Below are 14,583 nucleotides of genomic sequence, written 5' to 3'. Positions count from 1 at the left end.
GCCGGGGGAAAACCCGAAGGCCGGGGCAGTCCCGGCCGTCGGGAGAACCGAAACACCACGCTGGGGGAGGTCGGCGAACGACCATGCACGTCACGCATCTGTCGCTGGCCGACTTCCGCTCGTACGCCCGGGTCGAGGTCCCGCTGGACCCGGGCGTCACCGCGTTCGTGGGCCCCAACGGACAGGGCAAGACGAACCTCGTCGAGGCGGTCGGCTATCTCGCCACCCTCGGCAGTCACCGCGTCTCCTCCGACGCGCCCCTGGTGCGCATGGGCGCCGACCGGGCGATCATCCGGGCCAATGTCCGCCAGGGCGAGCGTCAGCAGCTCGTCGAGCTGGAGCTCAACCCCGGCAAGGCCAACCGCGCCCGCATCAACAGGTCCTCGCAGGTCAGACCCCGCGACGTACTCGGCATCGTACGAACTGTGCTGTTCGCTCCGGAGGACCTCGCCCTGGTCAAGGGCGACCCCGGCGAGCGGCGCCGCTTCCTCGACGAGCTGATCACCGCCCGCTCCCCGCGCATGGCGGGCGTCCGCTCCGACTACGAGCGGGTCCTCAAGCAGCGCAACACCCTCCTGAAGTCGGCCGCGCTGGCCCGGCGGCACGGTGGCCGCACCATGGACCTGTCCACGCTCGACGTGTGGGACCAGCACCTCGCGCGCGTGGGCGGCGAACTGCTCGCCCAGCGGCTCGACCTGATCTCCGCGATCCAGCCACTGGCCGACAAGGCGTACGAACAGCTGGCACCCGGCGGTGGCCCGATCGCCCTGGAGTACAAGCCGTCCGCACCCGGCGAGGCACACACGCGCGAGGATCTCTACGAGCAGCTGATGGCGGCGCTCGCCGAGGTCCGCAAGCAGGAGATCGAGCGGGGCGTGACCCTGGTAGGACCCCATCGAGACGATGTCCTTCTCAAACTCGGTCCGCTGCCCGCCCGGGGATACGCCTCCCACGGAGAGTCCTGGTCCTACGCGTTGGCGCTGCGCCTGGCCTCGTACGACCTGCTCCGGGCCGAGGGCAACGAGCCGGTGCTGGTCCTTGACGACGTGTTCGCCGAGCTGGACACACGCCGGAGGGAACGCCTCGCGGAACTCGTGGCGACGGGTGAGCAGGTGCTGGTGACCGCGGCGGTCGACGACGACGTACCGGACGTACTGGCGGGGACGCGGTACGCCGTCTCCGAGGGGACCGTGGAGCGGGTATGACGGAGAACACACCGAGAAAAAACGTCCCCGGCAGTCCCGAAGGCGCAACCGGCGAAGCACCCACGAAGAAGACCCCCGAACCGTCGGGCGTCGATCTCGCTCGCGTGGCCCTGCGGGCAGCGAAGGAACAGGCACGCGCGCGTGGGGACGCGGCGCAGCAGAAGAAGCAGGCGCGGCGCGGTGGGGGCCTGCGTTCCGGCGCGCGGGCCGACGGGCGCGACCCCATGGCGCTCGGCGCCGCCATCAACCGCCTCCTCACCGAGCGAGGCTGGGAGACCCCGGCCGCGGTGGGCGGCGTGATGGGGCGCTGGCCGCAGATCGTCGGCGACGACCTGGCCAAGCACTGTGTGCCGCAGCACTACGACGAGGACGAGCGGGTGCTGACCGTGCAGTGCGACTCGACCGCGTGGGCAACGCAGCTGCGTCTGCTCGCCCCGCAACTGGTCGCACGGCTGAACCAGGACCTCGGGCACGGCACGGTGCGGCTGATCAAGGTGCAGGGTCCCGGGGGCCCCGCACGCCGTTTCGGGCCCCTGCGCGCCCCTGGGAGCACGGGGCCCGGGGACACCTACGGGTGACCGTGGGCTTCGGGGGCCGCGGGCACAGCTGCCGGCACCCCGCGGAACCATCGGTTCCGGCCCACCGTGACCGGCAACAGTCCTACGAACCTGGCCCACGGTGATTGGCCGCAGTCCTACGAATCTGGCCGACCGTGACCGGCCGCGGTCCTACGAATCTGGCCGACCGTGACCGGCCGCGGTCCCACGAACCTGGCCCACCGTGACCGGCCTCACCCGCCGGTCGCAGCCGATCATGGCCCCCCTCGGCAGTCGGCCGCGGGCAACCGCATGCGGTTGCGAACACCGACCTGACTCCGCAGTAGCCAAGGGTTGACACCCGGAAGCGCTGAGTGCCGCTGTGAGCCTCTTTGGGCCCGGGTCCGCATATGGGGAGTCGGGCGAGACCGGTTCAGGGCGGCACATGCGGACTCAGGTACCGGCAAACCCCCATCACTGTCGGCGCTACCGGTAGACTGGAAGCTAATCCCGCCCCACTTGTGGGACACACCGAGCAACGCTGATCAAGGCTTACCAACGCAACATGCCGCAGCCGCTCCGGCAACCCGCCGACGAGCCTGGTTTGTGCTGTGCCAGAAAGGGCGCTTCGTGGCCGATTCCGGCAACCCCAACGAGAACATCCCGTCCACCGACGCCGGTGACAACGGCGAGGTCACAGCCTCGTACGACGCCAGCGCCATCACCGTCCTCGAGGGTCTGGACGCGGTCCGCAAGCGACCCGGCATGTACATCGGCTCGACCGGTGAGCGTGGACTCCACCACCTCGTGTACGAGGTCGTCGACAACTCCGTCGACGAGGCGCTGGCCGGCCACGCGGACACGATCGACATCACCATCCTCGCCGACGGCGGCGTGCGTGTCGTGGACAACGGCCGAGGCATCCCGGTGGGCATCGTCCCCTCCGAGGGGAAGCCGGCCCTCGAGGTCGTGCTGACGGTCCTGCACGCGGGCGGCAAGTTCGGCGGCGGCGGCTACGCGGTCTCCGGCGGTCTGCACGGCGTCGGCGTGTCCGTGGTGAACGCCCTGTCGAGCAAGGTCTCCGTCGAGGTCAAGACCGACGGTCAGCGCTGGACGCAGGAATACAAGATGGGCGTCCCGACGGCCCCGCTCGCCCAGCACGAGGCCACGGACGAGACCGGCACCTCGGTCACCTTCTGGGCCGACGCGGACATCTTCGAGACCACCGAGTACTCCTTCGAGACGCTCTCGCGGCGCTTCCAGGAGATGGCGTTCCTCAACAAGGGTTTGACGATCAAACTCACTGATGAGCGCGAGTCGGCGAAGGCGACCGCCGGGGCGGACGAGGCGGGTGCGGACGAGAAGGACGAGGTCAAGACCGTCACGTACCACTACGAAGGCGGCATCGTCGACTTCGTGAAGTACCTCAACTCCCGCAAGGGAGACGTGGTGCACCCCACCGTCATCGACCTGGAGGCGGAGGACAAGGACAAGAGCCTGTCCCTCGAGGTCGCGATGCAGTGGAACAGCGGCTACAGCGAGGGCGTGTACTCCTTCGCCAACATCATCCACACCCACGAGGGCGGTACGCACGAAGAGGGCTTCCGTGCGGCGCTGACCTCGCTGATCAACAAGTACGCGCGCGACAAGAAGCTGCTCCGCGAGAAGGACGACAACCTCACCGGTGACGACATCCGCGAGGGTCTGACCGCGATCATCTCGCTGAAGCTCAGCGAGCCGCAGTTCGAGGGCCAGACCAAGACCAAGCTGGGCAACACGGAGGCGAAGACCTTCGTGCAGCGGGCGGTCTACGAGCACCTCAACGACTGGCTGGACCGCAATCCGAACGAGGCCGCGGACATCATCCGCAAGTCGATCCAGGCGGCCACCGCGCGCGTGGCGGCCCGCAAGGCGCGTGACCTCACCCGCCGCAAGGGCCTGCTGGAGTCGGCGTCGCTGCCGGGCAAGCTGTCCGACTGCCAGTCGAACGACCCCACCAAGTGCGAGATCTTCATCGTCGAGGGTGACTCCGCCGGCGGCTCGGCCAAGTCCGGCCGAAACCCGCAGTACCAGGCGATCCTCCCGATCCGAGGAAAGATCCTCAACGTCGAGAAGGCGCGGATCGACAAGATCCTGCAGAACCAGGAGATCCAGGCGCTGATCTCCGCCTTCGGCACCGGAGTCCACGAGGACTTCGACATCGAGAAGCTCCGCTATCACAAGATCATCCTGATGGCGGACGCCGACGTCGACGGCCAGCACATCAACACCCTGCTGCTGACCTTCCTGTTCCGCTTCATGCGGCCGCTGGTCGAGGCCGGACACGTGTTCCTGTCGCGTCCTCCGCTGTACAAGATCAAGTGGGGCCGGGACGACTTCGAGTACGCGTACTCGGACCGCGAGCGTGACGCGCTGATCGAGCTGGGCCGCCAGAACGGCAAGCGCGTCAGGGACGACTCGGTCCAGCGCTTCAAGGGTCTCGGTGAGATGAACGCCGAGGAGCTGCGCATCACGACCATGGACCAGGAGCACCGCGTCCTCGGCCAGGTCACGCTCGACGACGCCGCCCAGGCCGACGACCTCTTCTCGGTCCTGATGGGCGAGGACGTCGAGGCGCGCCGCGCGTTCATCCAGCGCAATGCCAAGGACGTCCGCTTCCTCGACATCTGAGTCGGTCTCAGCTGACCGCGTCAGAAAGGATCTGCACCAGCAATGACCGACGAGAACACTCCGATCACGCCTGAAGAAGACGGCGCGTTCACTCTGCGCGTCGAGCCCGTCGGGCTCGAGACCGAGATGCAGCGCTCGTACCTCGACTACGCGATGTCCGTCATCGTCTCGCGTGCGCTGCCGGACGTGCGGGACGGGCTCAAGCCCGTCCACCGCCGCGTCCTGTACGCCATGTACGACGGCGGTTACCGGCCCGAGAAGGGCTTCTACAAGTGCGCCCGTGTCGTCGGCGACGTCATGGGCAACTACCACCCGCACGGCGACTCCTCGATCTACGACGCGCTGGTCCGCCTCGCGCAGCCGTGGTCGATGCGGATGCCCCTGGTGGACTCCAACGGCAACTTCGGTTCTCCGGGCAACGACCCGGCCGCCGCCATGCGGTACACCGAGTGCAAGTTGATGCCGCTGTCCATGGAGATGGTCCGCGACATCGACGAGGAGACCGTCGACTTCACGGACAACTACGACGGCCGCTCCCAGGAGCCGACCGTCCTGCCGGCCCGCTTCCCGAACCTGCTGATCAACGGCTCCGCCGGTATCGCTGTCGGCATGGCGACCAACATCCCGCCGCACAACCTGCGCGAGGTCGCGGCCGGCGCCCAGTGGTACCTGGAGAACCCGGAAGCCTCCCACGAGGAGCTCCTGGACGCGCTGATCGAGCGCATCAAGGGCCCCGATTTCCCGAGTGGTGCCCTCGTGGTGGGCCGCAAGGGCATCGAGGAGGCGTACCGCACGGGTCGTGGCTCCATCACGATGCGCGCGGTCGTCGAGGTCGAGGAGATCCAGAACCGCCAGTGCCTGGTGGTCACCGAGCTCCCGTACCAGGTCAACCCCGACAACCTCGCGCAGAAGATCGCCGACCTGGTGAAGGACGGCAAGGTCGGCGGCATCGCGGACGTACGGGACGAGACCAGCTCCCGTACCGGCCAGCGGCTCGTGATCGTGCTCAAGAGGGACGCGGTCGCCAAGGTCGTCCTGAACAACCTCTACAAGCACACCGATCTGCAGACGAACTTCGGCGCCAACATGCTGGCGCTGGTGGACGGCGTCCCGCGCACGCTGTCGCTCGACGCGTTCATCCGCCACTGGGTGACGCACCAGATCGAGGTCATCGTCCGCCGTACGAAGTTCCGGCTGCGCAAGGCCGAGGAGCGCGCGCACATCCTGCGCGGCCTCCTGAAGGCGCTGGACGCCATCGACGAGGTCATCGCGCTGATCCGGCGCAGTGACACCGTCGAGATCGCGCGCGAGGGCCTGATGGGCCTCCTGGAGATCGACGAGATCCAGGCCAACGCCATCCTCGAGATGCAGCTGCGCCGACTGGCCGCCCTGGAGCGCCAGAAGATCATCCAGGAGCACGACGAGCTCCAGGCGAAGATCACCGAGTACAACGCGATCCTGGCCTCGCCGGTGCGCCAGCGCGGCATCATCAGCGAGGAACTCGCCGCGATCGTCGAGAAGTTCGGCGACGACCGCCGCTCCAAGCTGGTGCCCTTCGACGGCGACATGTCCATGGAGGACCTGATCGCCGAAGAGGACATCGTCGTCACCATCACGCGCGGCGGCTACATCAAGCGGACCAAGACCGAGGACTACCGCTCGCAGAAGCGCGGCGGCAAGGGCGTACGCGGCACGAAGCTGAAGCAGGACGACATCGTCGACCACTTCTTCGTGTCGACGACGCACCACTGGCTGCTGTTCTTCACCAACAAGGGCCGCGTCTACCGCGCCAAGGCGTACGAGCTTCCGGACGCCGGCCGTGACGCACGCGGCCAGCACGTCGCCAACCTGCTGGCCTTCCAGCCGGACGAGGCGATCGCCGAGATCCTCGCGATCCGCGACTACGAAGCGGCGCCCTATCTGGTCCTCGCCACCAAGGGCGGCCTGGTCAAGAAGACGTCTCTCAAGGATTACGACTCCCCCCGGTCGGGCGGCGTCATCGCCATCAACCTCCGTGAGACGGAGGACGGTTCCGACGACGAACTGATCGGAGCCGAACTCGTCTCGGCCGAGGACGATCTGCTGCTGATCAGCAAGAAGGCGCAATCGATCAGGTTCACCGCTACGGACGACGCGTTGCGCCCGATGGGCCGTGCGACCTCGGGTGTCAAGGGGATGAGTTTCCGCGAGGGAGACCAGCTTCTCTCGATGAATGTTGTTCGACCCGGTACGTTCGTGTTCACTGCCACAGACGGTGGGTACGCGAAGCGGACCAACGTCGACGAGTACCGCGTCCAGGGTCGCGGCGGCCTCGGCATCAAGGCCGCCAAGATCGTCGAGGACCGCGGATCCCTCGTCGGCGCCCTGGTGGTCGAGGAGACCGACGAAATCCTCGCCATCACACTGTCCGGCGGTGTGATTCGTACGCGAGTCAACGAGGTCAGGGAGACAGGCCGTGACACCATGGGCGTCCAACTGATCAACCTGGGCAAGCGCGATGCCGTGGTCGGTATCGCACGTAACGCCGAGGCCGGTCGCGAGGCGGAGGAAGTCGATGGCGACGTCGCCGTGGACGAGACCGCCGAGGGCGTCGAGGCCGTCGGTACGGACGAGGGCGAGCCGTCCTCGGCCGAGTAGCGCGAGGAGTGAGTCATCGTGAGCGGAGCCACGGGCGCCGGACCGACCGGTACGGAAACGGACGGCGGCCGTGGCCCCGCCACGGAGACGACTGACTCCCATGACTCTCATGGATCCCAGGGGGGAACTGTGACGGACACCCGAGGTCCGCAGGCCCAGCAGTACGCGGGCGGGCAGGCGGCCCCGGCGGGGGCGCCACCGGCGCCGGGCACGCCTCAGCAGGGCTCGCCGCTGCCGGGTTCGCCGCTTCCGGGGGAGCGGCAGCCGCAGCCCGCGCAGCCGTATCACCCGCCGCAGGCGTACCCGGCTCAGCAGCCGCAGGCGGGCGCGGTCCGCCGGCCGCGCACCGGGGCGCGTACGACACCGCGCACGCGCAAGGCGCGACTGCGGGTCGCCAAGGCCGACCCGTGGTCGGTGATGAAGGTCAGCTTCCTGCTCTCCATCGCGCTCGGCATCTGCACGATCGTGGCGTCCGCGGTGCTGTGGATGGTCATGGACGCGATGGGCGTCTTCTCGACCGTCGGCGGCACGATCTCGGAGGCGACGGGCTCGAACGAATCCAACGGATTCGACCTCCAGTCCTTCCTCTCCCTCCCGCACGTCCTGATGTTCACGTCGATCATCGCGGTCATCGACGTCGTCCTCGCCACCGCGCTCGCCACCCTCGGCGCGTTCATCTACAACCTCTCCGCCGGCTTCGTCGGCGGCATCGAGCTGACGCTCGCCGAGGACGAGTAAGCCCCGGCAGACGCCCTCTCAAACGTCCGCCGACTATCGATTTTGGGACTGGCCACGTCGTGCGCTAATCTTCAGAGGTCAGCGCGCGGGACACACACCGCAAAGCGCGGCGGGGCTATAGCTCAGTTGGTTAGAGCGCATCCCTGATAAGGATGAGGCCACAGGTTCAAATCCTGTTAGCCCCACCAGCACGAAGACCCTCAGGTGATCCACCTGGGGGTCTTTGGCATCTACGGCTGACATTAGCAGTGGTGCCCGTTCTGGCCGTGGCCGCTCCGTGTGGTGCTCGACTCATGGCCTCATGGCCTCGTGGTCCTGCCCACATGGGCCCCTCGTGGGCCCCTCGTGGGCCCCTCATGGTTTCCCTCATGGCCTCGTGGTGCTCGACTCATAGCCGCTGGCCGCTGGCTGATGCCCGCTGCCTGCTGCGGGCGGCCGCTGTGAGAGGGCGAGAAGGGTTCCCGTCGTGTGCGACGCACGCGATCATGCGACCCCTCGTCCGCTGGGAGGGCGTGCCACCTGGCCTCTCTCGGATCCCGCGGGGTCTCGTGATCCAGTCGCCGCCCTCGTCGTCGACGACGGTCACAGCAAAACGCCGAAGGCCCGGCAGCTCATACGAGTTGCCGGGCCTTCGCCCTGGGTGGCTTTGTACGCAAGTTCGCCGCTACGTCAGGGGGTCGGTGAGGGGGCTGGTGACGGCGCCGTGCCGCTCAGCGCTGGAGGGGCGTGACGGGATCCAGGACGGGCTCAGCCGCGGGATGCGTGAGGGGTGTCAGGGCGGTCTCGCTGGCGGCGGCGGTGTCGGGGGCGCGGAGGGCGGCGGATCCCGCCGTGGCGTCGTCCTCGGCGGGCGGACGATGGCGGCAGCTCGGCGAGGAACCGTGGGCCTCGGCGCAGATGCGTTGTTTCATCGTGGGGGGCAGGGCCCGACTGAAGGACAAGGCCCAGTAGGACATCGCCGGCACCGGCACCGTCACGGAGACCGCGATGTTGCGGGGCGTTTCGTCCTGCGGTACGGCCGCGGCCGCGGTGGTCGTGATCAGTCCGAGCGTCGTGCACAGTGCCAGGAAGGCGGTGACGATGGCGGTCCACAGCTTCATGACCTTGTTCTGGGTCATGGCCCCTCACTTTCGGGTCAGGCGATTTGCGTACTTTCCTCATGATGTGTATGTGGGCCGCGAAGTGGTGGACCGACGCCCGTGGCGCGTCGATGTTCAGATGAACACCACCCGGATGGCCGCAAGAGCCCCGAAAAGTGCGGAATAGCGGCGAAAGTCACTGTCTGTGAGGTGTGATCACCCTGCGATCGGAGCGGCCGGATCCGGTTCTATCGCTGCGCGCCGGACGGGAGTTGAGGGCCGATCCAGGTCACCGATCGATATCGCTCGGTGTGTATAGTCGGGCGCCAGAGGTCCCCTACGTCAAGGAAAGACGAGGTCGCGCGGTGAAGAAGCTTCTCCTGGTCGCACTGGCCGCCATCGGCGGGCTCCTCGTGTACCGCCAGATCCAGGCGGATCGCGCCGAGCAGGATCTGTGGACGGAGGCGACTGACTCCGTGCCCACGGGTTCGTGAGTATCGACAACAGTCTCTGAGCAGACCCCGGCCGCCTCGCGGTCGGGGTTTTGTGTTGTCAGGGGCCAGCAGCCGGCACTGGGGTTTCGCTTTAGTGAACAGATCGGTTGCGCTGGCAAAAATGTGCCTCTGAAGGGCCTCGCGGACGCCCCCTTTCGGCCGCTTGTACACATAACACGGGTGCGGCAGTGGCCCGCGGGGCAGGATGGGCCACGGTCCGGGGCCGGCGCAGGACGAGGGGCGAGGGGGCGCGTGATGGGGCGGCGCACGGTAAGGCGGTGCAGCCGGGCGCTTGTGGCTGCCGCAGTGGCACTGTCTGCGTTGTGTGCGGCGGCGGGCCAGGCAGCCGCGGACGGAATCCCCGCGCCGTACGCCTTCGCGCGGGACGCCACGACCGTCAAGGGCGCCGCCGGCTCCACCGACTCCGTACGACTTGAGCCGGGCAAGACCTACAAGAGCTCGATAGGCAGGGACGGCAAGCTCTACTACCGCGTCGAACTCGACGCCACGTCCAACGCGTACGTCTCCGCCACCGCCATCCCCAGGCCGGGGACGACGGTCTCCTACTCCGACGGCATCAAGGTGTCCGTCCAGGACGGCAACAGCCGCAACTGCTCCTTCTCCGGAACCGTCCACTTCGGCGCCACCCAGAGCCCCCACCCCATCGCCGCCTGGGCGTCGCGCGAAACCGGGGACAATCAGTACGCCTGCCAGTCGGCGGGGACGTACTACGTGGTCGTCGAACGCAGCGGTACGACGGGCTCCTCCACCGGCGGCTGGGACCTGGAGCTGAGCTATGTGTCGGAGCCCGGACTGAAGAAGGCCGGTCCGACGAGCGCGCCCGAGGCCTGGAACTCAGCCTCGCCCGACGCCCTCTCGGGAGATGCTGAGCGCCGCGAGGGCGGCGCGGGGTTCAGCACGGCGAGTCCGCTGCGGCAGGGGATCTGGAAGGACAGCATCAGCCCCGGTCAGACGCTCTTCTACGAGGTGCCCGTGGACTGGGGACAGCAGCTCTACGTCACCGCGGACCTGGGCAGTTCTAGCGAGGGCGGCGCCGACGGCTCCGTGGGCACCGCCCTGGTCCTCTCCCTCTACAACCCCGTGCGCGGCTTCGTCGACGACGTCGGCTCCGGATACGACGGCAGCCAGCACTCGGCCGCCCTCGACCCGCTGCCTCCCGTCGCGTTCGAGAACCGCTACGCCTTCAGCGACCGTGTGAGCGGCATGCGGTTCGCGGGCTCGTACTACCTCGTGGTCCATCTCGCCGAGCAGGTCGCCGACGAGATCGGCGAGGGCCCGTTCGGGCTGACCCTGCACGTACGCGTGGCAGGGGCAGGGCGGGCGGCTCCGGCCTATGCGGGACGGCCCGAACCCCGTGACGCGTTCGACGTTCCCGCGGCCGGCGCCGACGAAGCGAACGACGGCCCGGTGGGCGGCGCGATCGGTTCCGGGGGCGGTGGCCGTGGCGCCGGCCGCGGCACCATGAAGCTGGTCGCCGCGGGCGGGATCGGTACGGGGAGCGCGCTGGTCCTGGCACTCGGTGTGTGGACGCTGGCCGCGCGACGGCGGGCGGGTGCGGCGCCCGTGGACGCGAACACCGTTTCGGCCGCGGTGCCCGCGCCCTGGGAACGCGGAACTCCACGCGGCTGGTAGGGCGCGCCCGCTCAGATCCGGCTCAGCGCCCAGAAACCCACCGCGAAGCAGGCCAGCGCGAGCAGCAGCACCGGAACAGCCACCTTCGCGGGCGGCCCCGGCCGCGGCCGCACCCGTCCTGCGACCCGTCCCTGAACTGCCCCCGTCCGAAGTGGAACCTGCGCGGACCGAGCGGTGTATGAAGCAGTAGGGGCGTACGCGTGCTGCTGCATCGCGGCGGACGGAGCCACGGGCCGATGGGGGGAGGGCACTTGCGTGGGCGTAGGCGTGGGGGTCGGGGTCGGTTCGAAAGGCGGTGCATAGAGGGGAGTCGGAGTCGGCGCCGGGAGCGCGACCGCGGTGGGGGGAGTGGGCGGTTGCTCGGGCTGCTGCTGCCGATGGTGAGGCGTGGGGTACTGCTGCGTCTCGTGCCATGCCTGCTGTGGCTGTGGCTGTGGGTTTGGCTGCGATTGCTGCTGGGGCTGGGGCTGGGGCTGCGTGGCGGGAACAGCCGACTGCGGTGGCGGCAGATGAAAGCTGCCGGTGTCCGACATCGTGGACGGCTGCGGGGGGATGGCGCCGGGCGCGCGGTGCGGCGGCACGTCGTCGAGCGCGGGTTGCGGTGGGCTGGCGCCGGGCGCGGGTTGCGGTGGGACGGCGTCAGGTGCCGGCGTAGGTCGTACGTTGCTGGTGGCGGACTCCGGTGGTACGCCACTGTCGTCGGACTCGCCTCGAGCATGACCGGTGCCGGACTCCGCTGGTACGCGACCGGTACCGGCCCTTTGCCAGACGCCCCCGGAACCGGTCTCCGGGGAAAGCGTGCCCGCGCCGTGCTGCCGTGGGTCGGAGCCGGAGCCGGAGCCGGAGCCGGAGCGGGAGTCAAAGGTGGAGTCGGGTCCCGAGCGGGAGCCGGAGTCAAAGGTGGAGTCGGGCCCCGAGCGGGAGCCGGAGGCAAGGGCGGCGTCGGGCCCCGAGCCAGAGCTCAAGTCCGAGCCCGCCTCGAAGCCGAAGCCCTCACCGGTACGGGGCCAAGACGCTGTGCCCTCACCGTCGAACCGCCCCGCTGCGGAAACCGGACGCGCCCCGGACGGCCAGCCCCCGGAGCCGCCAGAGCCGCCGGGGCCCCCAGAGCCGCCGGGGCCCCCGGAGCCGCCGGGGTGGCCGCCGGAGTCCCCGCCGCGCTCTGCGTCCCCAGCACCTTGCGCGCGCCCGGCGCTCTCCGCGCCCTCAGTCCTCCACACACGCCCGGCGCTCTCCACGCCCCCCGAGTCCCCCGCGCCCGCTACGCCCGCCACATCCACACCCGGCGAGCCACGAAGCGGTCCCGTTGGGCCGAAACCCTCCGGGAGCGGGCCGACTTGGTCGAAGACCTCGACCAGTTCGTCGTCGGGGCCGGGCTCGGGCAGCAGCTCGGCGGCCGAGGCGAGCGCCTTGCGCGCCCCCGTGGCGGTGCGGAACCGGGCGTGCGGGTCGGGCTGCAGCAGCGTGGCCACGACCTGCCACAGCGGCTCGGGTATGCCTCGTGGAGCGGACGGAGTGCCGTGCTCGGCGAAGTACTCGATGAGCGCCTTGGCGTCGGGCTTGGCGCCTTCCAGCAGATACAGGGCGACCAGCCCGACGGCGAACAGGTCGGCGGGGAAGTCCGGTTCGGCGCCCATCATCTGCTCGGGAGCGAAGTAACCGGGGGTGCCCACCACGTAGTTGGTCTCGGTCAGTCGCGGCTCGCCCAGCCGCATCGCGATGCCGAAGTCGGACAGCCGCAGCCGTGGCCGAGCCGTGCCGGTCGCTTCGAGCAGCACGTTGGCGGGTTTGATGTCGCGGTGCACGACCCCCTCGGCGTGCACGGCGGCAAGGCCTGCCAGGAGCTGGTCGATCAGGGTGCAGACGAAGGGAGGGGGCAGCGGGCCGTAGTCATTGACCAGGTGGACAAGGGAGCCCCCGGCGACCAGATCCATGGTGAAGAGGACCTTGTCGTCGTCGGCGGCCCAGCTGGCGGGAGCCAGCACATGCGGATGGTCGATCCGCAACGCCTGCTCCCGCACGAAGCGCAGCAGCGCGTGCGCATCGCTCTGCTGCAGCACCTTCGCGGCCACATACCGGCGCCGCCGGTGGTCCCAGGCGCGCCAGACCGCACCGACTCCCCCGCGTCCGATCGGGTCGACCAGTTCGTACCGGCCGGCGAAGACCTCACCCATGGTCGTACGTCGCTCCCCTTCGGCGGTCGGTCCGGCGCCCTCCTGCGAGGTGCCCGGCAGCGTGGACCTCGATGAGGTGCCCGCTGCCTGGCGTGCGGCGGCTGAAGGTGTAACGGGCCTCCAGTGTCCGGGTGTTCGGCTGCCGGGTTCCTGGCTCAGCTCTGGTGCGACTGGTAGTGCGCCACCGCGTCGGAGGTACGGCCGGCGCCGTACACCCGGAGGAACTCTGCCAGTTCCGGGTGGGTCGGGGCGAGGGTGTCCGCCGCCTCGATGATGTCCCCGGCGGCCGCCACCGAGCGCAGCAGCGACTGGATCTCACGGACCACCCGCTTGACCGTGGGCGCTCCCGAACTGGTCGTCGACTGCGTGGTGTTGCTGAGCACCGAGCCCCCCTGCGACTTCTTGATCTCGTCCATGCGCTCGGTCGCCTCGGCGGCGCTGACGCTGCCGTCCGCGACCTGCCCCGCCAGGTCCTGCAGCAGTTGCACCCGCTGGACCACCGCGGGATTTCCGATCTTGGCGCGCTGACCACTCATCAGCTGCGACAGCATGGGCGCGGACAGGCCCAGCACCCCGGCAAGACGGGCCTGGTTGAGACCCAGGTCGTCTATGAGCCTACGGAAGAGCGCCCCCAACGGCTCCCCGTACCAGTTCCGCTGCAGCTCCCGGGCTCTTGCGGTTGCTTCCTGCTGTGCGGCGTCCATTGCGTCTCCCCATCGCTTCCCCTAATACCGCGGTTCGCTGTAGCGAACCACGTCGAGCATCTTACGGAGAGTGGTCGTCCACGGGGACCCCCAATCTTTTTGCGAGATCCCGGGGGTGACCCGGTACTCTGGTCTGCGGCGCCCGTCAGTAGGTGGTTCCTGCGGCCGGACGCTCCTCTTCCGGGGCCTTAGCTCAGTTGGTAGAGCGCTGTCTTTGCATGGCAGATGTCAGGGGTTCGACTCCCCTAGGCTCCACACCTCGGACCGGTCAGGTGCCCCTCGCGGGGGCCTGGCCGGTTTTTGTATGTCCCAATTTTTCCGCGTCGCAGGTGACCTGCGTCACGATGAACTCTTTGCAGGCGTTGCAGTTCTTTGCGCAAATAGCTGCGGGGAGTGACGCCTGTGGACCCCCTCCGGGGAGGTCGACGCTGCGGGCGCCAGGGCGGATGTCGGCGCGGGAGGCGTGCGTGAGCTGGCGCGGGCGCGCGCAAGTAGTCGGATCAGCACATTCCGTCAACAGGATCTGCACGGACACTGCACACCAAGGCCGTTGCAAACGTCATCGCGGGCCGTACGCGTAAATCGGGCTCCCTCGTGGCCGTGGGGCCATCTGCCCTTCCGCGGTCGTGCGTCGACCTGTCGCCGCCGGTTCCACGTGAAACATCGCCGTGGGGCAGGAGACTCTCAAGTCTC

10 protein-coding genes and 2 tRNA genes are annotated in these 14,583 nt (G+C 68.9%); 9 read left to right on the top strand and 3 right to left on the bottom strand.

Annotated elements, in window-relative coordinates:
- Positions 1–83: 83 nt before the first annotated feature.
- The 6 genes from recF to ACFVXA_RS15740 all read left to right on the top strand — a co-directional run bounded on the left by recF (position 84) and on the right by ACFVXA_RS15740 (position 7,974).
- Positions 84–1,205: a DNA replication/repair protein RecF gene (gene recF / locus ACFVXA_RS15765; RefSeq protein WP_362023589.1), complete on the top strand. Its 1,122-nt coding sequence runs from the start codon at positions 84–86 to the stop codon at positions 1,203–1,205.
- Positions 1,202–1,783, top strand: a complete 582-nt coding sequence (locus ACFVXA_RS15760) for a DciA family protein (RefSeq protein WP_362023592.1) — start codon at positions 1,202–1,204, stop codon at positions 1,781–1,783. Before recF ends, ACFVXA_RS15760 begins: the two co-directional genes overlap by 4 nt.
- Before the next feature lie 564 nt (positions 1,784–2,347).
- Positions 2,348–4,411, top strand: coding sequence for a DNA topoisomerase (ATP-hydrolyzing) subunit B (gene gyrB, locus ACFVXA_RS15755; protein WP_362023595.1), 2,064 nt, complete (start codon positions 2,348–2,350; stop codon positions 4,409–4,411).
- A 42-nt stretch (positions 4,412–4,453) separates the two neighbouring features.
- Positions 4,454–7,048, top strand: a complete 2,595-nt coding sequence (gene gyrA, locus ACFVXA_RS15750; protein ID WP_362023599.1) for a DNA gyrase subunit A — start codon at positions 4,454–4,456, stop codon at positions 7,046–7,048.
- 18 nt (positions 7,049–7,066) lie between these two features.
- A complete protein-coding gene (locus tag ACFVXA_RS15745; protein WP_362023602.1) occupies positions 7,067–7,786 on the top strand; it encodes a DUF3566 domain-containing protein in 720 nt (239 codons plus the stop codon).
- Between the two features lie 111 nt (positions 7,787–7,897).
- Positions 7,898–7,974: transfer RNA gene (locus ACFVXA_RS15740), tRNA-Ile, on the top strand.
- A 522-nt stretch (positions 7,975–8,496) separates the two neighbouring features.
- Here the strand turns inward: ACFVXA_RS15740 and ACFVXA_RS15735 are convergent.
- Positions 8,497–8,904: a DUF6344 domain-containing protein gene (locus ACFVXA_RS15735; RefSeq protein WP_362023605.1), complete on the bottom strand. Its 408-nt coding sequence runs from the start codon at positions 8,902–8,904 to the stop codon at positions 8,497–8,499.
- Positions 8,905–9,230: 326 nt separating this feature from the next.
- On the opposite strand from ACFVXA_RS15735, the gene ACFVXA_RS15730 reads away from it, so the two are divergent.
- Both ACFVXA_RS15730 and ACFVXA_RS15725 read left to right on the top strand, forming a co-directional pair.
- Positions 9,231–9,359 (top strand): DLW-39 family protein, encoded by a 129-nt coding sequence (locus ACFVXA_RS15730; RefSeq protein ID WP_003999697.1) that lies wholly within the window; start codon positions 9,231–9,233, stop codon positions 9,357–9,359.
- 306 nt (positions 9,360–9,665) lie between these two features.
- Positions 9,666–11,012 carry a hypothetical protein gene (locus ACFVXA_RS15725; RefSeq protein ID WP_390025281.1) on the top strand — a complete coding sequence of 449 codons (1,347 nt, stop codon included), beginning with the start codon at positions 9,666–9,668 and terminating at the stop codon, positions 11,010–11,012.
- A gap of 11 nt (positions 11,013–11,023) precedes the next feature.
- Here ACFVXA_RS15725 and ACFVXA_RS15720 read toward each other — a convergent pair whose 3' ends face one another.
- Both ACFVXA_RS15720 and ACFVXA_RS15715 read right to left on the bottom strand, forming a co-directional pair.
- Positions 11,024–13,186 carry a protein kinase gene (locus ACFVXA_RS15720; RefSeq protein WP_390025278.1) on the bottom strand — a complete coding sequence of 721 codons (2,163 nt, stop codon included), beginning with the start codon at positions 13,184–13,186 and terminating at the stop codon, positions 11,024–11,026.
- 155 nt (positions 13,187–13,341) lie between these two features.
- Complete coding sequence (locus ACFVXA_RS15715; protein ID WP_362023614.1) at positions 13,342–13,890, bottom strand: DNA-binding protein; 549 nt, start codon at positions 13,888–13,890, stop codon at positions 13,342–13,344.
- Positions 13,891–14,072: 182 nt separating this feature from the next.
- On the opposite strand from ACFVXA_RS15715, the gene ACFVXA_RS15710 reads away from it, so the two are divergent.
- A tRNA-Ala gene (locus tag ACFVXA_RS15710) sits at positions 14,073–14,145 on the top strand.
- The last annotated feature ends 438 nt before the right edge of the window (positions 14,146–14,583 follow it).

The sequence above is a fragment of the Streptomyces sp. NPDC058246 genome, assembly GCF_042881985.1.
GTDB lineage: Bacteria > Actinomycetota > Actinomycetes > Streptomycetales > Streptomycetaceae > Streptomyces.
Note: the sequence above shows the minus strand (reverse complement) of the source record. Positions and strands in the feature narration are given on the sequence as shown.

Excerpts from the sequence above, each read along its gene's own strand:
- recF (WP_362023589.1), top strand. The coding sequence starts at position 84 with ATGCACGTCACGCATCTGTCGCTGGCCGACTTCCGCTCGTACGCCCGG.
- ACFVXA_RS15760 (WP_362023592.1), top strand. The coding sequence starts at position 1,202 with ATGACGGAGAACACACCGAGAAAAAACGTCCCCGGCAGTCCCGAAGGC.
- ACFVXA_RS15720 (WP_390025278.1), bottom strand. The coding sequence starts at position 13,186 with ATGGGTGAGGTCTTCGCCGGCCGGTACGAACTGGTCGACCCGATCGGA.
- gyrA (WP_362023599.1), top strand. The coding sequence starts at position 4,454 with ATGACCGACGAGAACACTCCGATCACGCCTGAAGAAGACGGCGCGTTC.
- ACFVXA_RS15735 (WP_362023605.1), bottom strand. The coding sequence starts at position 8,904 with ATGACCCAGAACAAGGTCATGAAGCTGTGGACCGCCATCGTCACCGCC.
- ACFVXA_RS15715 (WP_362023614.1), bottom strand. The coding sequence starts at position 13,890 with ATGGACGCCGCACAGCAGGAAGCAACCGCAAGAGCCCGGGAGCTGCAG.